General features: G+C 61.1%; 14 protein-coding genes and 1 pseudogene. 11 read left to right on the forward strand and 4 right to left on the reverse strand.

Annotated features, from left to right (window positions below; genetic code table 11):
- Nucleotides 1-95: 95 nt before the first annotated feature.
- A pseudogene (locus D3227_RS26115) lies at nt 96-692 on the reverse strand (cation:dicarboxylate symporter family transporter); the annotation flags it as partial.
- A 256-nt stretch (nt 693-948) separates the two neighbouring features.
- Here D3227_RS26115 and D3227_RS26120 point away from each other — a divergent pair.
- From D3227_RS26120 to D3227_RS26130, 3 genes are all read left to right on the forward strand, one after another.
- Complete coding sequence (locus D3227_RS26120) at nt 949-1857, forward strand: LysR substrate-binding domain-containing protein (protein WP_120017160.1); 909 nt, start codon at nt 949-951, stop codon at nt 1855-1857.
- 269 nt (nt 1858-2126) lie between these two features.
- A complete protein-coding gene (locus D3227_RS26125) occupies nt 2127-2885 on the forward strand; it encodes an SDR family NAD(P)-dependent oxidoreductase (protein WP_120017161.1) in 759 nt (252 codons plus the stop codon).
- A gap of 212 nt (nt 2886-3097) precedes the next feature.
- Nucleotides 3098-3814 carry a GntR family transcriptional regulator gene (locus D3227_RS26130; protein WP_120017162.1) on the forward strand — a complete coding sequence of 239 codons (717 nt, stop codon included), beginning with the start codon at nt 3098-3100 and terminating at the stop codon, nt 3812-3814.
- On the opposite strand, the gene D3227_RS26135 is transcribed toward D3227_RS26130, so the two are convergent.
- Nucleotides 3782-4675, reverse strand: coding sequence for a LysR family transcriptional regulator (locus D3227_RS26135; protein ID WP_167480848.1), 894 nt, complete (start codon nt 4673-4675; stop codon nt 3782-3784). The genes D3227_RS26130 and D3227_RS26135 overlap by 33 nt on opposite strands.
- Nucleotides 4676-4802: 127 nt before the next feature.
- Here D3227_RS26135 and D3227_RS26140 point away from each other — a divergent pair, with 127 nt between their 5' ends.
- From D3227_RS26140 to D3227_RS26155, 4 genes are all read left to right on the forward strand, one after another.
- Nucleotides 4803-6044: an FAD-dependent oxidoreductase gene (locus D3227_RS26140; protein ID WP_120017164.1), complete on the forward strand. Its 1242-nt coding sequence runs from the start codon at nt 4803-4805 to the stop codon at nt 6042-6044.
- A gap of 10 nt (nt 6045-6054) precedes the next feature.
- The gene (locus D3227_RS26145; RefSeq protein ID WP_120017230.1) at nt 6055-6306 is read left to right on the forward strand and encodes a sarcosine oxidase subunit delta; all 252 of its coding nucleotides are present in this window, start codon (nt 6055-6057) and stop codon (nt 6304-6306) included.
- On the forward strand, nt 6307-9201 hold the full coding sequence (locus tag D3227_RS43845) for an FAD-dependent oxidoreductase (protein WP_120017165.1): 2895 nt from the start codon (nt 6307-6309) through the stop codon (nt 9199-9201).
- Between the two features lie 169 nt (nt 9202-9370).
- On the forward strand, nt 9371-9865 hold the full coding sequence (locus D3227_RS26155) for a hypothetical protein (RefSeq protein WP_147377681.1): 495 nt from the start codon (nt 9371-9373) through the stop codon (nt 9863-9865).
- Between the two features lie 57 nt (nt 9866-9922).
- Here D3227_RS26155 and D3227_RS26160 read toward each other — a convergent pair whose 3' ends face one another.
- Nucleotides 9923-10357 (reverse strand): RidA family protein, encoded by a 435-nt coding sequence (locus D3227_RS26160; RefSeq protein WP_120017167.1) that lies wholly within the window; start codon nt 10355-10357, stop codon nt 9923-9925.
- Complete coding sequence (locus D3227_RS26165) at nt 10354-11568, reverse strand: pyridoxal phosphate-dependent aminotransferase (RefSeq protein WP_120017168.1); 1215 nt, start codon at nt 11566-11568, stop codon at nt 10354-10356. The genes D3227_RS26160 and D3227_RS26165 overlap by 4 nt, the downstream gene beginning before the upstream one ends.
- Before the next feature lie 115 nt (nt 11569-11683).
- Between D3227_RS26165 and D3227_RS26170 the strand changes: the two genes are divergently transcribed.
- The 4 genes from D3227_RS26170 (at nt 11684) to D3227_RS26185 (ending at nt 15794) form a co-directional block, all read left to right on the forward strand.
- Entirely contained in the window at nt 11684-12577 is an 894-nt protein-coding gene (locus tag D3227_RS26170) for a LysR family transcriptional regulator (protein ID WP_120017169.1), read from the forward strand.
- 449 nt (nt 12578-13026) lie between these two features.
- Nucleotides 13027-14094, forward strand: a complete 1068-nt coding sequence (locus tag D3227_RS26175) for an ABC transporter substrate-binding protein (protein ID WP_120017170.1) — start codon at nt 13027-13029, stop codon at nt 14092-14094.
- A gap of 48 nt (nt 14095-14142) precedes the next feature.
- Nucleotides 14143-14973 (forward strand): ABC transporter permease, encoded by an 831-nt coding sequence (locus D3227_RS26180; RefSeq protein ID WP_208646436.1) that lies wholly within the window; start codon nt 14143-14145, stop codon nt 14971-14973.
- The gene (locus D3227_RS26185) at nt 14973-15794 is read left to right on the forward strand and encodes an ABC transporter permease (protein ID WP_245451888.1); all 822 of its coding nucleotides are present in this window, start codon (nt 14973-14975) and stop codon (nt 15792-15794) included. The genes D3227_RS26180 and D3227_RS26185 overlap by 1 nt, the downstream gene beginning before the upstream one ends.
- The last annotated feature ends 59 nt before the right edge of the window (nt 15795-15853 follow it).

A 15853-nucleotide genomic window follows, 5' to 3' on the forward strand; every position in this document is an offset into this window, starting at 1 on the left:
AGATCTGTCTTCCAATGCGTATCCATGGCCGGCCCTCCACAAAGCCGACCACCCATGAATCACGCAAATCGCGCCCTGGGAATCCCAAAAGTGCCGCCGCTTTCAAAAATCTGCCAAAGTAGTGCTATGATCTTGAACAGAACGTCGGTGATGATCTCGATGATATTGACGACAGGCCGTCCGCGTTCGCCGAGCAGGCAGAGACCTGCACCGAACAACAGGGCAATCAATAGGACCTGCAGGATATCGCCTTTTGTGAACGCATCGAAAATGGTCGTCGGGATGATGCGCATGAGGACGTCCACGGTACTCGTGACTTGTCCGACCTTATCGGTATAGGAGCCGAGGGCGCCTGCATCGAGCTTCGAGGGATCGATGTTCATGCCGGCGCCGGGCGCGAAGAAATGAGCAATGAGGAGGCCCATGACCAGAGCCACGGTCGTGACCGCCTCGAAATAGAGGATGGCCTTTACACCGACGCGGCCGACTTTCCGCAGGTCGCCCGCGCCGACGACACCATGGACGACGACGCCGAACACGAGCGGTGCGATGATCATCCTGATGAGCTTGATGAAGCCATCACCAAGCGGCTTCAATTGGGCTGCGAATTCCGGCCAGGCGACACCGACGACAACGCCAAGCACCAGGGCGATCACGACCTGTCCGAACAGGGATTTCATGAGATTTGGCATGTTCTCCTCCAAGGAGGCCAGTCATATCGCTGGCAGATTTGTCGAGAGCTTGAGAAGCTTTGACCGTAGGCAGGGCGCTTTGCCGCCAATTGGCAGCTGCGTCCGGCCGACACTCGCTCCAGTTCCTCGATTCCCATCCTGATTCGAAGATCAGGTTTTTTCTATTTTGCGAATTTTTGTCGATGGAGGCGCAATATGTCCAATATATTGTTCGGCTATTTCTATATGAAAAAGATATAAAACATGGGAGCCCGGCATGGAGCTGCGTCATCTGCGATATTTCGTGGCCCTGGCCGAAGAGCTGAGCTTTACGGTGGCGGCCGCACGGATGAACATTTCGCAGCCGCCACTCAGCCAGCAGATCAAGGATCTTGAGAGGGAGGTGGGCACGGTGTTGTTCGAGCGCACGAGCCGCAGGGTCAAGCTGACGCCCGCCGGCATAAGCTTTCTTGTGAATGCTCGCACGATACTTAGCGGGGTCGAGCATGCCGCAAAGGACGCGCGCGACATCGGTGCAGGACAGGTCAGCGTGATCAATGTCGGCACGACCGGTTCAGTTCTGCTTGGGCCATTGGCCGAACTCATCGCGATTTTTGGTAAGCGTTATCGGGACGTGGTCATGCGCATTCATGAAATGGGGCCCCAGGCGCAGCAGGCGGCGTTGCTGGCCCGTCGCATTGATGTCAGCTTCATTCGGCGACCGCCCCATGAACCCGATTTGATCACCCAGCTCGCCTGGCATGAAAATGTCGGCGTCGTCCTGCCGGCGGCGCATCGGCTTGCCGCCTATGATCAGCTGCCGCTGTCCGCGCTGAAGAATGAAAGTCTGGTGTTCCTGAGATTGAGCGATTCACGGTTCGCGAGATATCTGAGGGATTGCTGCATCGAAGCCGGGTTCACGCCGCAGATTTCGCATGAGGTCGTCGAATCCTATTCGCTGACCAGCCTGGTTGCTGCCGGCCTCGGCATCGCGCTTGTGCCTGAATGCGTTCAGAAGCTATCGCGACCGGGAGTCGTGTACCGGCCTCTTGAGGCTCCGGCCCCTTCGGCGGACGTTCAGATCATGTATCGTCCGGACCGGTCGGAAGCGATCGAGCGGCTTATCGGCTTGGCCGGTGAGGTTCTCAATCCAGGCCCGCCACCTAGGGAGATCGCCTCACAATAGCCGGCGAAAGCCTGCATTGGCGCCCTCGTAATCGAACTCACGTTCGCTTTGAACACCTGGTGCTGAGGTGTTGCCCTGACGCTGTAATGTCGCGAACATCCAGCGGGTCGCGACACGCCAAGGCCGGGTCAATGGCGGGACCAGTGTCCGGGAAACGCCTTGACATAAATTGGTATCCATTTGGTATACTGGGCCTGCCGACGGATTCTTGCACCACGAACCAAGCCCTTTAAGGCCTCCCATGACCGCGAGGCGACAGAGAAGAGAAAATGGCAGATTTTACCGGAAAGAATGTCGTTGTTACCGGCGGTGCCGGCGGCATCGGTGAAGCGACCGCATTGGGCTTCGCGCAAAAGGGCGCCAATGTGATCATCATGGATTGGTCGCAGGATGCCCTGGACAAGGCCATGGAGAGGCTGCGCGGAAAGGGCATGGTCTCAAGCATCGCACTCGACGTCACGGATCGTGACGCCGTCGAAGCCGCGTTCAAAAAGATCGAGGAGATTGGCGGTACAGATGTTCTGGTGACCAGTGCAGCCATCGTGAAGACCGGTGCCATCCTGGATTTCGACCCGCAGGACTGGGAGCACATTCTCTCGGTTAATCTGACCGGCACCTTCAATTGCTGCCAGTTCGCCGGTCGGCAGATGGTGGCCAAGGGCGAGGGACGCATCATCACCGTAAGTTCGGTGAACGGCCAGATCGCCAATACCGGACGTGGCGCCTATTCCTGCAGCAAGGGCGCTGTCGACATGCTGACGCGCCTTCTGGCGGCGGAACTTGGCGACAAGGGTGTGACCGCCAATGCCGTCGCACCAACGCCTGTCGATACGCCGATGATCCTCAAGGTGCATGGACCAAAGGACCGAGCGATCTGGGAAGCGCAGATTCCCGCAAAGCGATACGCAAAGCCCGAAGAAGTTTCGGCGGCTATCCTTTTCCTGGCCTCCCCGGCAGCCGCCTACATCAACGGTCACATTCTGAATATCGACGGCGGCTTCATGGCGTCTGGCGTCCTCATTCGCTAGGCCCGCACACAGAACCCGCCGGTATCGGCCAGGCATTCATTTCGTCGGCGCGGCAACGTCTACAAGTCGCATTGCGGTAGAATCTCAACTTCCGCTGACCAAAGGTCTTGCGGTGACCTGCAGGTCGCTTGTCTCGCGAAACCGATTAGAATAGCGCTTTCAAAGGCAGGCACGTATTGGCACGCAGAACAATTCTAGAGGTTGTGAATTCAATGACCGAACGGGATGCTTGGAAAGTGACGCGTGAGCTGCGCGACGCGATCTTGCGGCTGGAGCTGCGTCCTGGTCGAAGCCTCGACGAGGCGGCGCTTGCCGAGGCATTGTCGGTCTCGCGCACGCCGGTACGTGAAGCTATCATCCAGCTGATCGCTGACGGTCTGGTCGTGCGCGAAGGGCGTTCTGCAAAGGTGGCGCCCCTCGACTTCGATGATTTGCCCAAGCTCTATGACGCCCTGTTGATCGCCAGCCGCATGGTGCATCGCCTTGCGGCCCAAAACCGCACGGACGACGATTTGAAGCGGATCACCGAGCAGATGGAACTGTTCAAGGACGCGGTGGCCTCCGGCGACGGCGTCGGCCGCTCCGAAACCAATTTTTCCTTTCACATGGCGATCGCCAAGGCCGCGGATAACCGGCATTTCTCCGGCTTCTACGAACAGACGTTGATCGGCTCCATTCGAATAGCGCGCGCCTGCTTCGTCAGCGCTGCCAATGAAGACGAGAATGATGTTCGACTGCATCTCGCCGAAACCGTGCGCCAGCATGATCTGATATTCGACGCCATAAAGGCGCATGATGCCGAGCGTGCCGACGAATACGCCACGCTGCATCACAACCTGACCAAACAGCGCATCAAACGAATAATGTTTTCGGGCGCGCCGGTGTTGAACGGAAAGCTAGATCTCGCGGTGGAATGGAACCTCCCCTGACAGCCATTGCACGAACAGCGTCGCGGACCGCGAGAGCCGGCGCTGTTGATTGGGGACCACATGCAGGGCGACCGGCAGGATTTCCCCTGCGCCGAAGGGCGCCACCAGCCGCCCCGAGGCCAGGTAGGCTGCCGCATAAGTCGACATGACGGCCGTGATGCCGCCGGCGCACGCCGCAATCTCCAATGCCGCTGCCGCATTGTCGGCCTTGATTGGCGCTTTTTGTGGCGCGACGACCATGTTTTCCTTCTTCGCCCAAAGATCCAGCAGCTGCATCCTGCCCTGCACATAGATGAGCCGGGCGGCGTTGAACCAGTCTGCGCTGGGTCTCGTTCCGGCCAGGCGAGCGGTCTCGGGGTCGCAGAGAAGCACCAGTCGCTCTTCACCCAGTTGCACGGCACCCGATAGCGGCTGCAACGGATCGATCGCCAGAATGCTGAGATCCGCCAGTTCCACGTTGGGGTCGGTCCAGATCGTGCTGTTCAGCCGCACCTCGATCCGCGGATGGGCGGCGGAAAAGCGACCCAGATGCCGTGCGAGCCACAGTGTGACGAAGCTGAGCGGGGCTGATACCGTCACGCTGGTCTGCGCCTGTGCGCCCAGCAGCCCTTCGGTCGCTGCCTCGGCCCGATCCAGAGCCTCGGCTATTCCCGGCAGATAGGCAGTGCCGACTTCGGTCAGCTCCAAGCCGTTGCTGCGGCGGTGGAAGAGTGGCCTGGCGAAGAATTGCTCCAGCGCCCGAACCCGTTGGCTGATCGCCCCTTGCGTACAATTCAACTCCTCGGCTGCCCGGGTGAAGCTCAGATGCCGGGCAGCCGCTTCGAAGGCTTCCAGATAGATGAGATGCGGCAGGTTTCGCATGGAGACCCCATTCAGATTTTCCATGCATTACGAAAACGAGGTCACTGGGTAAAGAACGATTTCTTGCGCCAAGCCAGCCTGGCGGGTTTTCTAAGGCTCGATCCCAGCTGCTGAACCGCAGGAAACCATGCCTTTCTCCTTGCTGAAATACGGTCTGCGCGCCAGGCACGTTGCCTTTCGCGACATCCCTCTGACGCCCGAGCTGAAGCGATCCTACGACGTGGTGATCATCGGCGGTGGCGGTCACGGTCTTGCGGCGGCTTACTACCTGTCCAACGTGCATGGCATTCGCAATATCGCCGTGCTGGAAAAGGGCTATCTCGCGGGCGGCAATACGGCGCGCAACACCACCACGATCCGCTCGAATTACATGACCGAGGAATCGATCCGCTTCTACAAGGAAGGCGTCGAGATCTTCGAGACGATGTCGCAGGATCTCGGCTTCAACGTCATGTTTTCGCAGCGCGGACAGCTGACGCTCGCGCATTCCGAAGCGACGCTGCGCAGTTTCCATCTGCGTGCCGAGATGGGCAAGCATATGGGCACCCGGATCGAAGTGGTCGATGTCCAGACGGTGAAGGAACTTTGCCCGCATCTGAACCTCGATCTCGGTGGTCAGCACGAGGTCATGGGCGGGCTCTGGCATGCCGACGGCGGTACTGCCCGCCATGATGCCGTGGCATGGGGTTATGCCAAGCATGCCAGCGAGCGTGGCGTGCAGATCCACCAGCGCACCGAGGTGACCGGCTTCGAGCGCGCGGGCGACCGGGTCACCCATATCAAGACGAACCGCGGCACGATTGCCGCCGGGCAGGTGCTGCAGGCCGTGGGCGGGCTCAATGGCCAGGTCGCCGCCATGGCGGGCATCCAGCTGCCGATACGCTGCTTCCCACTGCAGGCAATGGTGACGCAGCCGTTGAAGCCATTCCTGCACATACTTGTCTCATCCGCCAATTTGCACACCTATTTGGTGCAATCCTCCCGTGGCGAGGTCGTCATCGGGGGCGGCTCCGACCCCTACCAGCTGGCGTCGACCCGCTCCACGCTGGACCAGAAGGAACATCTCGCCGAAGGCGCGCTGCACCTCTTCCCCTTCCTGCACAAGGTCAAGCTGCTGCGGCAATGGGCGGGGATCACCGACATGACGCCGGACTACAGTCCGATCATGGGGGCTTCACCGCTGCAGAACTACTGGCTCGACTGCGGATGGGGAACCTGGGGCTTCAAGGCGACGCCTGTGGCCGGCAAGCGCATGGCCGAGACCATCGCCACCGGGCGCGTGCCCGATGTCTTGAAACCATTCGACCTGCGCCGGTTCGACAGCTTTGCGCTGCTGAATGAAATGGGCGCCACGGCCGCCAGCCATTGACGAGGCTTCCATGAAACTTCTGACCTGCCCGGTGAATGGGCCTCGCAACATTACCGAATTCCAGTATCTCGGACCGGTCCGCGCGGCCAGCGCCGAACAGCCCGAGCAGCTGATCGAAGCCCTGTTCTACGCCGAGAACCCGCTCGGCGTGATGCGCGAGTGGTGGCGGCACACCCCGTCCAACACCGTGTTCATCGCCGAACGCCATACCGTCAGCGACCAGATCGCGGCCACCTACCTTCCGAACCGAAAGCCCGCCTGAATGACCGAACGGCTGCCACTTCCCTGGGGATCGCGTCTCGATCGCACCCGCAAGATCCGTTTCGAATTCGACGGCTGGCCTCTCGAAGGTTTCGCCGGCGACTGCATTGCCTCCGCCATGGCCGGAACCGGTCGCTGGATCCTGTCGCGCTCATTCAAATACCACCGTCCGCGCGGAATTCTGACCATGGCCGGACAGGACGCCAACACGCTGGTGCAACTGCCGGATGAGCCGAATGTCCGGGCCGACCTGCGCCCGATCGCCGAAGGGTTGAAGGTCACCGCCCAGAACGTCAGCGGAACGGCCGAGCACGACCGCGGCGCGGTGCTCGACAGGCTGGGGCGCTTCATGCCCGTCGGATTCTACTATCGCAGCTTCTTTCGCCCCGGCGCAAAGAGCTGGTTGAAATTCTGGGAGCCGATGATCCGCAAGTCGGCCGGCCTCGGCAAGGTCGATCCGGCCGCCGGTCGCGGCCACTACATCAAGGAAAATTTGCACACCGACGTGCTGGTCGTGGGCGCGGGCCCGGCCGGCCTTTCGGCCGCCATCAAGGCAGCCGAGGCTGGTGCGCAGGTGCTGCTGGTCGATTTGAACCCGGAACTCGGCGGCGCCCTGACCTATGCGCGTTTCGGGCTTGAGCCGGCAGAGGCAGAGGCGACCCTGAAGACGCTGCGCGAAGCGGCTGAAAAGCTGGGCAATCTGCGAGTGCTGCGCGGGGCCACATGCAATGGCTGGTTCGCCGACAACTGGCTTCCGGTGCTGCAGGGCGAGATGCTCTATCGTGTTCGTGCGAAGCAGGTCGTGGTGGCTGCGGGTTCGCATGAACAGCCGCTGGTGTTTCGCAATAACGACTTGCCGGGCATTCTTTTGTCGTCCGCCGCGCAGAGACTGATGCGCCATTATGCGGTTCGTCCCGGCCAGCGCGCCGTGGTGTTTGCCGGCAACCGGGATGGATATCTCACGGCTCTCGACCTTCTCGACGCGGGCGTATCGCTGTTCGCCGTTCTCGATCCCGCTGCTGATGTGTCCGGCAAGATCCTCGCGCAACGCCTCATCGAGCGGGGCGTTCGGATCATCCCCAATGCCACCGTTACGGAAGCATTGGGTGCCGGAGGCAATCGCCATATACGAGCCATCCGCTTCAACACGCCCGAGCATGGCACCGAACTGCTGGACTGCGATCACCTGGTGGTCGCTGCAGGCTACACGCCGTGTTATCAGCTGCCCCTGCATGCCGGCGCCAAGCTGGGATTTGACGAGGCCAGCCGGCAATTCGTGCTGAGCAATCTGCCAGAAGCGTTTCACGTTGCCGGATCGGCGGCAGGGTATTTCGACCTGAAATCGGTGCTGCGGAGCGGCGAGGTCGCGGGCGCGGCCGCGGCGCAGGGCGCCGGCCATGCCTGCGTCCACCCGGACATCATCCCCGATGCCAGCGCGCCGAAGATGAATTATCTGCAAGACCTGTCCCCCCATCCCAAAGGGCGGGATTTCGTGGATTTCGACGAGGATCTGCAGATCAAAGATATCAAGAACGCCGTCAGCGACGGCTACAGCGAGCTTGAGCTGGTGAAGCGCTATTCGACCGTCGGCATGGGGCCATCGCAGGGGCGGCATTCCGCCCTGGCAACAGCCCGAATCGTCGCTCGGGAGACCGCGCGCAAGGTGGGCGAAGTGGGAATCACCACCTCGCGTCCGCCTTTCGGCCCTGAAAAGCTTGGCCTGCTCGCAGGCCCGAACCATGTGCCATACCGCCATACCGCCATGCATGCCGAACATGTCGCCGGCGGAGCGAAACTGGCACCTGTCGGGGCGTGGTGGCGGCCGCTACATTACGCCGGAAAACGCGACGTCAAGAAAGTGATCTGGGACGAGGTCACGCTTGTGCGCGATCGGGTCGGCATGCTGGATGTCTCGACCTTGGGGAAGCTGGCGATCCGTGGTCCGGATGCGGCCGCGTTCCTCGACCGGATCTATACGATGGCCCATGCCAGGCAGCCGGTGGGGCGCGTCCGCTACTGCCTCATGCTGAACGACATGGGATCCGTAATCGATGACGGGGTGGCTTTCCGACTGTCCGAGACCGAATTCTACGTGACCGCCACCACCGGCGCCGTCGCCCGCGTCTTTGCCGACATGCTGTTCCTGAACACGCAATGGGGCATGCAGGTCGATATCCAGAACGTCACCGCCGCTTTCGCCGCGATCAACGTCACCGGCCCCGCGGCCCGCAAGGTGCTCGAGGCTTTGGGAGGCGACATCGACCTCTCCCCGGACGGCTTCCCCTATCTCAATGGCCGCAGCGGTGTGATCGGCGGGTGCCCGGCGCGTATCATGCGCATCGGGTTTACCGGCGAGCTGAGCTACGAGCTTCACGTGCCGCAGTCCTTCGGAGCGTCCCACTGGCGGAAGCTGCTGGAGGCAGGGGCACCCTTCGGTCTGCAACCCTATGGGCTGGAAGCTTCGCGTATCCTGCGCCTGGAAAAGGGGCATATCATCATAGGCCAGGATACCGATGCGCTCTCGACGCCGGACGAGCTGGCTATGGGTTGGGCGCTGTCGAAGGCCAAGGCGCGATATGTCGGCAAGACAGGCGTCGAGGCACGCGGCAGGCTGGGCCTGAAGCGCAAGCTTTGCGGCTTCGAACTGCCCGAGGGGCACGGCATCCGGCTGGCGGAATCCTGCCTCGTGCTGCGGGACGGACGCCCGGTGGGCTTTGTCACCTCGACCTGCTTATCGCCAACCGTGCACAAATGGATCGGGCTGGCCTATGCCGACCCGCGTGATGCGACGCCGGGATCCAGTCTCCGCATACGCGGCCTGTGTGGCAAGGAACTGGAGGCCAGAGTGGTGCCTACCCCATTCTATGATCCCGAGAACCAACGGCAGGAGATGTAAGATGCTTCCGCGCCACCATCTTGGAATCTCGGTCGGTGTTGATCCCAGTCTACGCCACAACGCCTTGGCGCAACGCCTTGCACGAAGAGATGCGCTCCCCGGTGCGCATGAAAACGTCGTTTTCGATTGCACGCGCACAGAGCGTCTTGGGCTGCGAGGCCCAGGTACGATGGACTGGCTCGGTGAAGCAGGTCTATCCGCACCCGAGTCGGTGAATACTACGCTTGACCTGCCTTGCGGCACGTCAGTGCTGCGGCTGGGCCAACAGGAGGTGCTGCTGACGGCGCCTCCCGGCGGCAGCGGCGCGCGGTTGCGCGAGCTGCGCAACGCATGGCACGACAGTGAACTCCCGGCCAAAGGCTACGAAGCCTATCGCGACGAGGGCTGGGCGTGGTTCGTGATATCAGGCCCCGCAGCGCCCGCGTTGATGCGGCGGATTTCGATGGCCGACCTGAGGCCGGAAAGCCTGAAACCGGCTCATCTCGCCCAGACCCGCGCCCTGCATCTGGATGCGGTTGTGGCCCGTTTCGACCGTTTCGGCGCGGTGTCCTACGACATCTTCTTCGACATCGCTTCGGCGGGGTTTGCGCTGGATGTCCTGACCGAGACCGCGGCGGGGACGAATGCCGACTTTCAAATGGCGGCTCTTCATCCCGCCGAATAGATCGGCTCTTGCCTGGTCCTGGTCCGCAGCAGCCGGAGTGCACTGTCGCCGCCGCGCCTATACCGCAGCAACCAGTTGCACTTCTATGGGCGCGTTGCCCGGGAGCGTCGCGACGCCGACGGCGGCGCGGCTGCCTATTCCGCGCTGGCCAAGTCTGGATTTCAGAAACTCGGATGCGAAATCCGCCAGCTTCGAGTGTGCCGTGAAGCCGGGCTCGGCAGCGATGTAGACCGTGAGGGTTAGGATGGCGGAAAGGCTTTCGCCTTCCGCAAGCTGTGCTTCGGCCGCGGCCAGCGCGTTGCGGCAGGCCAGGATCATCGCGTCCTTGTGCACGGCAGGGTCGGCATCGGCGGGTACCGGTCCGGTAAATTGCAGTACCCCATCCTTGCGTGGGGTCATTCCGGCGGTGAAAATCATGCTGCCGTGCCGTGTCGCGGGGAGATACAGTCCCTGCGGTATCGGCTTGCCTTGATCCGATTTGTTGCCGTTCATACGCGGTACCTCTCGACGAGAGCGACCAGACGCTCGCAAGCTGCAATGGCAGCGGCGTGGTCCTGCGAAAAATTCAGGCGCACGGCGCTCTCGGAAAACGGGCTGAACTCCGTTCCGGGTGTCACGATGACGCCTGCCTGCAGGCGCAGGATGCGTACAAAGTCGCTACCGGGCACCGTCAGCTGGGGCAGCGCCGGAAAGATGTAGCTGCCGGCTTCGGTCGTCCGGACCTGAATGCCTGACGTCGCGCGGAAAGCCTTCAGCAGATCGTCGCGGATCGCCTGGTGCTCGCGAATGCGCTGGTCCATCCAGCCATCCGGTTCGTCGAACCAGGTGCGCAACACGGCCTGGCTGTAGCCCCCGGCGCGCAGGGATACGATTGCCTGCAGCTTCTCCATCCGGGCAATGATCTCCTTCGATCCGAAGGCTACCCCCAGCCGGTAACCGCTAAGCGATTCCGTCTTCGACGGGCCCATGATGGTCACCACGTTTTCCGCATCCAGCTGCTGCGCGCGCAAGTGGGTGTAATCCACGCCTGGGTATAGAAGCCGCGCGTATAGCTGGTCGACGACGACGGTCGCGCCGTATCGGCTTGCCAGAGTTGCAATCGATTCGATCTCCTCGCGGGAGTAGATGACGCCCGCCGGATTGTTGGGGTTTGAAAACAGGAACACCTTTGCGCCCGACTTGAACGCATCTTCCAACTGGCCAAGGTCGAGGCCCGACCGGCCCTGGGTGGTCGCATAGTCCATTCGGACGGGCATCATTTCGCCTTCGCAGAATTCCACCAGTTTGCGGTTGGCAAAGTAATCGGGCTGGACGATCGCCACCTTGTCGCCTCGCGATACGGTCGACGCGACGGCCAGGAACAGGGCGCCCTGGGTGCCGGGCGTAATGATCATGCCGTCGCCGGCATCGACAGGCGCGCCGGTGAAACTTGCCAGCCGCCAGGCGAGGTCTTCGCGGATAGCCAGATCACCGCGGTATTCGGTGTAGGCCTGCTTGCCGCCGGCTTCGACGCCGGCTGAAAAGACCTCGAAGGAGCGGGGCGTCGGGGTGAACGCGTCGACGTCACCATGCGAAAAGTCCACCGGTCGCCCGGTGATCGCGTCACCGCGCAACACCGCCCCGAGACTGCCGGACAGCTGGCGGACTTCTTGTCCGGGCGCTGCGTCGGTGCCGAGGCCGCTGAATTTGCTCTGGATCGTCATCGGTAAATTCCTCGTTGAAGGCACCCTGGCCGTTGGAATGCGATGCCACATAACGGCAGGTATGAAGCAATGAAATATGCTTGCTTCTTTCTTTAGAAGATAGAAAACGTATCTTATGGATATCCGATTCCTGGAGAGCTTTCTGACTGTGGCGGACTGCGGTTCGATCGCCGAGGCGGCGCGTCGCTTGAATGTAACCCCGGCCGCGGTTGCGCAGCGCATACGCGCTCTCGAGGTCGAGTTGGGGCAGACCCTCGTCGCGCGTGTGGGGCGGACCGTGAGGCCGACGGCAGCCGGGATGGCGGTCCAGCGACACGGACCAAATCTGGTCAAAGCGGCACGCGATCTGCGGGCGATCGCGGCGGATGACCTGCCGGCCGGACAGTTGCGGATTGGCGCGACAGCTACCGCGCTGACGGGCCAGATACCCGAAATCATAGCAGCGCTCAGCGTACGGGTTCCGCAGATCGAATATTTTCTGATGCCGGGCTCATCGGTCGATCTGTATCACGCCGTCCTTGCGGGAGACCTCGATACGGCGCTGATCATGCAGCCGCATTTTCCGCTGCCCAAGTCGCTCGGCTGGATCACCTTGCGTCATGAGCCGCTTGTGCTGCTGGCGCCGGAAGGGCTGTCGATCCGCGATGTTCACGCAACGATCCGCGAGCAACCCTTCATTCGCTATGACCGCAACCAATGGGGAGGCCAGATCATCGATCGCTATCTGCGGCTCCACCGATTGACGGTGCGCGAATGGGCGGAGCTTGATGCGCTCGACGCGATCGCGGCTTTTGTCGGCCGTGGCCTCGGCGTAGCACTGGTGCCGGATTGGGCGCCCCCCTGGCCGGAAGGGCTGCGCCTGCAGAAAATTCGGCTAAAGGATGGCGAGATTCGGCGCATGGGCGTGCTTTGGGACCTTTTGGGCGCACGAATTGCTGCGATCCGCGCGTTCGTCGAAACCTGCCAAAGCCTTGCTGCCAATCAGGCGGCTTCCGAAGAGCATCGATAGCAGAGCGCTGATCGCTTGAACTGCCGAATCTCGAGCATCACTCTGATCCATTCTTGGATGGCTCACTTGCGGGCATCCCCCAAATTCTCCTGAAGAAGGGCACCAGGCGAGGGCCGCCTCGCGCAGCCCATATGTGACAAGATTTAGACATCGAGGCATTGACTTCAATTCCGGTATACGTAAAGTATTCCGAAATGAGAGGCGTGGGCCTGGGACTGAGGGCTTTGCATTCGGCTCATGCCGCGTCGAAAGCCTGTGGCGCCCGGCCGTAACAAAAGTGCCTCCTCAGCGGGCCGGTGGGGTGATCCGAAGGAGCTTCGGGAGCGGTGCCATCCTGTCCTCTGGGGAACGCATGCGCTCAAATTTCTGGTTCAATATCAGAGGGATAAATAAGAAATACCACAGTGCGATCGCAATCCATCCGCAACGACAGAGAAAAGGGGAATACAATGACTCGTCGCACGCATCTGCCCACAATGAATCGCCGTAACTTCCTCGTAACAGCCGGTGTCGCCGCTGCCGGCATGCTGGCTGCGCCCAATATCAGAACAAGCCGGGCCGCCACCTCGGAGCTCGTCCTGGTGACCTGGGGCGGCAATTATCGCCAAGGCATGGAAGATGGCCTCGTAAAGCCCTTCATGAAGGAAACCGGCATCAACGTGACGATCCTCGACACGCCGGACATGGCGAAGGTCAAGGCTCAAATCATGACCAACAATGTGCAGTGGGACGTGTTCGACGCCCCCGGCTCGATGGGTGCCAGCGGCGCTTTCAACGGGTACTGGGAAGACCTGCCGTCGGGACTTTTCGACGAAAGCGATCTGCTCTTGCCGAGCAAGAAGTCCCTGGTGCCGTTCTATACCTTCGCCGGCGGCATCGCCTTCGATCCGGTCAAGTTTCCGGAAGGCAAACACCCCAAGACCTTCGCGGACTATTTCAATGCCGAGGCCTTTCCTGGCCGCCGGACGCTGCGGACGCGCGCAATGGAAACGCTGGAGATCGCGCTTCTCGGCGACGGGGTTGCTCCCGCGGAACTCTACCCGCTCGATGTCGACCGTGCCTTCGGTGTCCTCGAAAAGATCAAGCCGCATGTCTCGAAGTGGGTGGAAGCGACGCCGCAGACCGTGACGCTGCTGCAGACCGGCGAAGCTGACTTCAGCTTCACCTACGCCAACCGGATTCAGGCCAGCAATCGCGACCAGTCCACGAAACTGGGGTTTTCGTTCGATCAAAATCTCAACGGCGTCGAATATCTCGCCGTCTTGAAGAATGCGCCCAACAAGGAGAACGCCTTCAAGTTCCTGTCCTTCGCGATGAGGCCGGAATACCAGGCGTCGTGCATGGAGGCAAAAGGCGGCGCGCCGATCAGCCGCAAGGCCTACTCGCTCCTGAAGCCTGAATCGCTTGAATGGCTTCCGAAACTCGATGCCAAGAACAATGCCTATATCAACGACGAGTGGTGGTCGACCAATCTGGAACCCCTCGAGCGCCGTTTCAAGGAGTGGTTGCTGGGATAAAAGCCGCTGCTCGGGCTTATGATGCTGTTGAAACCTAGAGGAAACGTAGTGGCGACCAACGCAGCCAGAAATGCTGGGCCTTTCATTGCTCCGGCGGCGATCCTGTCGCTTCTGGTTGCATTGGTGCCGCTCGTCTTCATTTTCTACACCAGCACTGTGGGGGGCACCTCCACGGAAGCATTCGTCTCGATCCTGGAAAGCAATCTTTTCCGGCGGGCGATCAAAACGACAGTGATAGTTTCCCTGCTCGCCAGCCTTATCAGCCTGGTGTTGGGCTACATCGTCGCGCTGCATCTGGCACGTCAGTCGGCGCGGCGTCGCGCCGCGCTGATGGTACTTGTTCTTCTGCCGTTCTGGACCAGCATTCTCGTGAAAAGCTACGCCTTCACGATCATTCTCGGCCGGGAGGGGCTGGTGAACTCGTTCCTGTCCTGGATGACCGGTGCCGAGGTCGCGCTCCGTCTCATCTTCAACAGGATAGGGGTGATCGTCGGCATGACGAATTATTTGACGCCGCTTGTCGTCTTCCCGGTCCTCGCCAGTCTCCTTGCGATCGATCCCGCGCTCTATCGCGCCGCCGAAGTGATGGGCGCGAAGCCTGGCCGCATTTTTCTGACGGTCACACTGCCTCTCAGCGCCCCCGGCATTCTTGCGGGTGTTCTGAGCGCCGCGGTCATGTCGCTGGGTTTCTTCATCGTGCCAGCGCTGCTGGGCGGCCGGCAGGATCTCATGCTGGCGAACCTGGTGGATTTTTATACAAGGGAAGTCCTGGACTGGAACGTCGCATCCGCGGTTGGCGTCATACTGTTCGTAATGGTGGCCGTCTTCGCCGTGCCGGCGATGCTCCTGCGTCGCCGTCAGCAGCAGGGGGCACACTGATGGCTGCCAAATCGAACGCCATCAAGGATTGGCGGAACCGAATTTTCCAGTTGGTCGGGGGCGTGCTTGCCTTTGGCGTCTACCTGTTCCTGCTCGCGCCGAGCATCATCGTGATCCCGGTTTCGTTCGGTTCGAAATACGAATTGAAATTCCCGCCGACGGAATATTCGCTCGATCTCTACCGGATCTTTTTTTCGACGGAATCCTGGACCCAGCCGCTCTTTCTCAGCTTTCGTGTCGCCGTGATCACGACAATCATCGCGACCGTGATTGCCGTTCCCGCGGCCTATGCGATGGTCAGGTTCGATTTTACCGGAAAAAAGCTCCTGATCGGCCTGATCATGAGCCCCTTGGTCATCCCGTCAGTGGTCTTCGCCTTGGGGATCTATCTCTACTTCTCATACTTCAAACTGACCGGCACCGCGACCGGCCTCATCATCGCCCACACGATGTTCGTCCTGCCCTACACGATGGTGATCGTCAGCGCCGGCATTCAGAAGCTCGATCCAAATCTGGAATTCGGCGCCATGCTGATGGGCGCCGGCCGGTTTCGAATGCTGATGACAGTCGTCCTGCCGCAGTTGTACCCGTCGATCGGGGCAGGGGCGCTGTTCGCGTTCCTGATTTCCTTCGATGAGGTCGTCATTTCCTGGTTTCTTGCGGGGCCGACCACAACGACGCTGTCGGTCAAGATGTTCAGCGCCATTCAATGGGAGATTTCTCCCGTGATAGCGGCCGTGTCGACGATCCTGACCGTCCTCTCGCTCATCGTGTGCCTGGTCAATGTCGCGCTTCAGAAGAACACCGAGATCCAGAATTGAGGCGCTTGCACCTCTAAGCACACGACACGCGCACGAGCTGCCGCAAAGGACAGCTCGTC

This window comes from Mesorhizobium waimense, from assembly GCF_003601975.1.
Taxonomy (GTDB): domain Bacteria; phylum Pseudomonadota; class Alphaproteobacteria; order Rhizobiales; family Rhizobiaceae; genus Mesorhizobium; species Mesorhizobium waimense.